General features: G+C 70.6%; 5 protein-coding genes and 1 pseudogene. 4 read left to right on the forward strand and 2 right to left on the reverse strand.

What is annotated here, in order from left to right:
* Positions 1–126 precede the first annotated feature (126 nt).
* Positions 127–924 carry a hypothetical protein gene (locus tag L0H79_RS20825; protein WP_301486558.1) on the reverse strand — a complete coding sequence of 266 codons (798 nt, stop codon included), beginning with the start codon at positions 922–924 and terminating at the stop codon, positions 127–129.
* The gene (locus L0H79_RS20830) at positions 921–1,475 is read right to left on the reverse strand and encodes a hypothetical protein (protein ID WP_301486560.1); all 555 of its coding nucleotides are present in this window, start codon (positions 1,473–1,475) and stop codon (positions 921–923) included. Before L0H79_RS20830 ends, L0H79_RS20825 begins: the two co-directional genes overlap by 4 nt.
* Before the next feature lie 515 nt (positions 1,476–1,990).
* Here L0H79_RS20830 and L0H79_RS20835 point away from each other — a divergent pair.
* The 4 genes and pseudogenes from L0H79_RS20835 to L0H79_RS20850 all read left to right on the forward strand — a co-directional run.
* A pseudogene (locus L0H79_RS20835) lies at positions 1,991–2,425 on the forward strand (DUF1016 N-terminal domain-containing protein); the annotation flags it as partial.
* A 61-nt stretch (positions 2,426–2,486) separates the two neighbouring features.
* The gene (locus L0H79_RS20840) at positions 2,487–2,972 is read left to right on the forward strand and encodes a heavy metal-associated domain-containing protein (protein ID WP_301486566.1); all 486 of its coding nucleotides are present in this window, start codon (positions 2,487–2,489) and stop codon (positions 2,970–2,972) included.
* Positions 2,973–3,074: 102 nt separating this feature from the next.
* Complete coding sequence (locus L0H79_RS20845) at positions 3,075–3,656, forward strand: class I SAM-dependent methyltransferase (RefSeq protein WP_301486562.1); 582 nt, start codon at positions 3,075–3,077, stop codon at positions 3,654–3,656.
* A 419-nt stretch (positions 3,657–4,075) separates the two neighbouring features.
* The gene (locus L0H79_RS20850; protein ID WP_301486564.1) at positions 4,076–4,651 is read left to right on the forward strand and encodes a hypothetical protein; all 576 of its coding nucleotides are present in this window, start codon (positions 4,076–4,078) and stop codon (positions 4,649–4,651) included.
* Positions 4,652–4,674: the final 23 nt, after the last annotated feature.

The following is a 4,674-nucleotide window of genomic DNA, read 5'->3' on the forward strand; positions in this document are numbered from 1 at the left end:
GTCCCTCGCCCGGGCGGGGGAGGGGAGGTCGCCGGCCGGACGTCCGTTGGGGTCAGGGGTCAATGATCCGGTGACTGCTCTCGTCATGGCGAGGTAGTGGCACCGGTCGCATCCTGCGGGGCGGGTTCATCGGCCGGGCGTGGGCGCTTCTCTGCTCGCCGCTGCGGGGCTCCCGTCTCGTGACTGGGCCCTCAACCGGTCGTGTGCGGCGCTGCTGAATGGGTCGGGGTGGCTCCCGGGCGGCGGCGAGAGCGCACCGTGCTCGACCCAGGGACCGCTCGGAGCCGGCAAAGACCCGACCCCGGCCCCCAACCGGAACTGGGCCTCGTCGATCGGACCGACACCGATCTCGGCCCTGAGCGCGTTGACCGCGTCGCGGACCTCGACCGGGCCCGCCGGGTCGTCCATCAGCGGCTCGTGCAGCTCGCGTCCTGAGGGGATCATGTCGTCCTCGTAGTCGTAGGTGTCGATGAATCTCGGCTTGTACCCGAGCTGGTCACGCAGATACCCCACGATCTGCGGGTCCTGCACGGAACGGATCAGATCGCCGTCGTTGCGGACCAGGATAAGCGCCACGCTCGGCTCGGGGACGTTAGGCTCCTGAGGCCATGACGCCTGCGCGTAGGCCTTGTCGCTGGCCTCGCTCGACTGCTCGATGACCCTGCCGGCGCGCTCGAGACGCTGCCGGTTGGCCTCCGGGCCGGTGCCCGCCACCCCGAGGCGCAACGCCTGGCGCGCGTCCAGGCCGAGCACCTGCGGGTAGGTGAAGGCATCTGGGTCCAGCCGGTCGACCGCCCGTGCCCCGCCCGCCTCGCGGGCGACGTCCGTGTGGCCGGCGCCGCGGTGACCGGTGCTCTTGGCCTGCTCGACGGCGCGGCCAGGATCCAGACCGTCCTGCTCGGTACGGCCGGGGTCGTTGTTCACGATGCGCCTGTCCCGGCGCGGTCCACCTCGGTCAGACGGGCACGCTCATCCAGGTCGAGGCGCGAAACACCGCGTGCGGCGTGCGCGGCGCCGTACAGGTGCTCGCTGGCGGCGGTGGCCATCGGCAGCGCCAGCTTGAGGGCATCCCCGAGGGCGTCGGCGCGGGCCCGGAGCGCCGCCAGGTCGAACACCCGGCCGACGTTCGACCCTTCCTGGTCGATTCCCCGGACAGACTCGCCGGCGTCCTGGGCCATCAGTGCAGCCTTCTTCAGTTCACCGGCGATGGTGATGCCGACACCGGCGAAGCTCCGACAGCTTCGCCGGGCAGATCCCATCTCTTGGGCCGCCGCCTGCGACCGCGCCAGCCTGCCCGGTTCACCCTCGCGCGCGCTCATCCGGGTCTGGGCCTGCGCCCGGGTAAGCGCGCGGGAGGCCTCAGCCACCCCCGCGTGCAGACCGTGGAGGCGAGCCCGGGCAGAGGTGACCTGCAGCCGGGCCAGGCTCAGCACCTGCAGGACATGGTTCGTCTTCCCGGTCGTTGACGCGGTCATGCACGGCGCTCCTCCCGCTTCGGCAGAACCCGGCAACGCGTCCTCGACGAGCGGGTCCAGAGGCCGCACCTCAGCTGCCCGCAGGACGCGTTCGAGATCGCCTATGTCGCGAAGTGCCAGGAGCAGATGCGCCCGGGCGCCGGCTACATCCTCACCCGTCGGCCGGTCCTTAGAAGCCATCTGGCGCCTCCGCCTATCGAGCCTTTGGTCAGGGCCTCGCCACGGCCGGCGACACCCGCTATCAAGGAGGAAAGCCACCGCCGCGGTCTCTGGCGTTCACCCCGGCAGCGACCCTCCTGGGATATGCCGAGCACCTTCGGTAGCCGGCGCTTCCTGGCCACCAGCGCAGTCCGTGTCGCCTGCCATGAGCATGGGACCGTCCTGACCGGTTTTCAGCCAGTGGGATGGGACCAGCTGGTTGCCAGTTGTGGGACCGCCCGGCGTGTCTGGCCGGCGAGGTCCTGGTCTGCTCGTTGAATCGCCTCCTCGGTTCGGGGGAACCTCAGGACATCGTCATGGGAGAGGATGGGCGGGTGAGCAGGTCTGCGAGGTCTGGCGCTGTGGCGCCTGCGGGGTATGCGGAGCTTCTGGAGCAGGTCAAGGTTCGGGTCCGGACATCGCGGGTACAGGCGGCGCGGGCGGTGAACACTGAGCTGGTCGGCTTGTACTGGCAGATCGGGCGCTTGATCCTGGACCGGCAGGAGTCGGAGGGGTGGGGGAGCAAGGTCATCGGCCGGCTCGCCGCGGATCTGCGAGCAGAGTTCCCGGGGATGCGGGGGCTGTCTAAGCGGAGCCTGGTCTACATGCGGACCTTCGCTTCCGCGTTCGAGGCGCCAATTGCGCAGCAGGCTGCTGCGCAATTGCCGTGGGGGCACATCATGGTGCTGTTGGACAAGGTGACTGATCCCGAGGCCAGGCAGTGGTACGCCGCGCAGGCGGTCGAGCATGGGTGGTCGCGGGCGGTGAAAGGCACGCGCAGGACGCGCGGCGGCGCGCGCACGGGGGTGTGTCATGAGCGTGCGGGAGTACCTGGACTTCGTCGTGCGCGTGCTCGCCCGGGTTACCGCCGGGGTCATCGCGGTCCTGCTGGCGCTCGGGGTCATCCTCGCGCTCGCCGCGTGGGCCACGGGGGCGGGGTGGCTGATGTGGTTCTGGCTGCCCGGCTCGGCTGTGATCGTGCTGCTGTTGTTCGTCTTGATCGAGGCCGTGCGCTGCCAGAGCCAGCCCTTCGGCGCCGGTCGCGCACCGACGAAGGCGCGGCATGAGGTCGACGGGGCGGCCCAGTCAGCAGCAGGCCCATGGCCACGGCGGCGGCAGCAGCGCGGGCCTGGCATCTTCTCGGGGCGGGCGCGTGCCTCTCACGCGGTTGCCTCCTGCGCCAACCGGATCGAGAAGAAGCTGAACAGGCTCGACGGGGCGCGGGCCGGCGTGAACTACGCCCCCGAGAAGGCCAGAGTCGCCATCCTTAAGGGCAGGTCGGGATCTGGCTTCGACTAGATGTTCCTCGCGATGATGATCGAACACACCACCAGGGGCGGATCGAGATGGCCACGACCGAGGGGCCGCGACCGTGCGGGGGCTGCTGGGCTGACGCCGGTCATGTCTGCCATCGAGGGCGCGTTTTGCCGCAGCAGCCCGTGGCGCGCGTTCGCGCGGCGACGAATGCTGCCCTGGGCACTGGATGGGTTCGATCTTCACGGCGATGTCCTGGAGATCGGCGCGGGGAGCGGAGCCATGGCGCAGGGCGTGGCCAGAACCTTGCCCGATGCGCGTCTTACCGTCACCGACCTCGATGAGGCGATGGTCGCGGCCGCGGCCGCTCGGCTTCATCGCCACCCGGGTGTTCGCGTCGAACGTGCCGATGTCACCGCGTTGCCCTATCCGGGCGGCTCATTCGATGTTGTGACCGCGTACCTGATGCTGCATCATGTCGGTGACTGGCGTGACTCCTTGAGCGAGTCGGCCCGGGTGTTGCGTCCCGGCGGCGTCTTCATCGGCTACGACCTGACCGACACGCCGCTGGCCCGGGCGGTCCATCGCCTGGAGGGCTCGGCGCACAGAATCATCGCCGCCGCCGAGCTTCGCGAGGCTCTGGCCGTGGCGGGCTTCACCGATATCGCCGTCGACACATCGGTTCGCGAGCACCTGATGCGTTTTCGCGCCTTCAAGCGTGCAGTGTGACCGATTGAAGTCCAGGGTGCTCGGGGCTCGTGTGCCATGCCTGCGATCTGATCCTTCAGGCCAGGCACCAAGGATGGGCGAGCTCGTCGACCTGGCGATCGAGCATGCCCAAAGTATCCACCTCCACGGGCCGTGAGGCCGTGACCAGCGCGGCCGCGGCGACCACGCGGCGTAGCCCCAGTCAGCGGCTGCCCCAAGGAGGCGGCGCGGCAGTCATCGGAATCACCCCGGCCGGTGGTGGCCGCTTGGTGAGCACTGGTGGCACGCCGATCAAGACCGCTCCAGGATCGGGGTCCAAGACGCGGCAGCCTGGCGGCACGGTGATGGCCGCTGTGGTTCGCTTCGGCTATGGCGGTCATCGCGGTCATCGGCTATGAGCGTGTCTTGCCTCGACGGGCAGCACCCGGGCTGCTGGCGTGATGACGCGGGTAGTGGATCCGCGTCGGGTCGGGGCGCCGGAGGGTGCGCTGCTGGGCCCGGCGGTGGCCGCCGTGTTGGGGCTGGGGGTGGGTTCGTTGAAGAACGCGACGTACGCGGGCCGCTACCTGCCAGATGGGCGCACCGGTTCGGGGCGGGCGTGGTGGTGGCCGGCCACCGTGGATCGTTACCTGCAGGCGCGGCGGCCCGCCGGGACGGTGCCGGCCTCGCAGGTGGCCGCCCTGCTGGGGTTGCCGCTGCGCAAGGTGTACCGGCTGACCGGGCTGCGCCCGGTCGCGCGGGTCGGTAACCGCCCGTGGTGGTCGCTACAGGAAGTGCTCGACTACCAGGCGTCGATGCCACCTGCGGACGCGGTCCGGGTGCCTGAGGTCGCGGCCGCCCTTGGCGTCGGCCCGGCGCGGGTTCGCACCCTGGGGCGTACCGGCTGGCCGCCGGACGGGCGGGACGCTTCGGGGCGGCTGTGGTGGCGCCGGGAACGCCTGGATGAGCTGCTCGGTCCTGCCCGGCGGCGCGTCCTGGCAGGCTGCGCGAGGCCTCGGCCCGGCCTGCAGGAGTGATTGAGGCAGGGCTGGGCGCAGCG

It is taken from the genome of Intrasporangium sp. (genome assembly GCF_030452765.1).
Lineage (GTDB): Bacteria > Actinomycetota > Actinomycetes > Actinomycetales > Dermatophilaceae > Intrasporangium_A.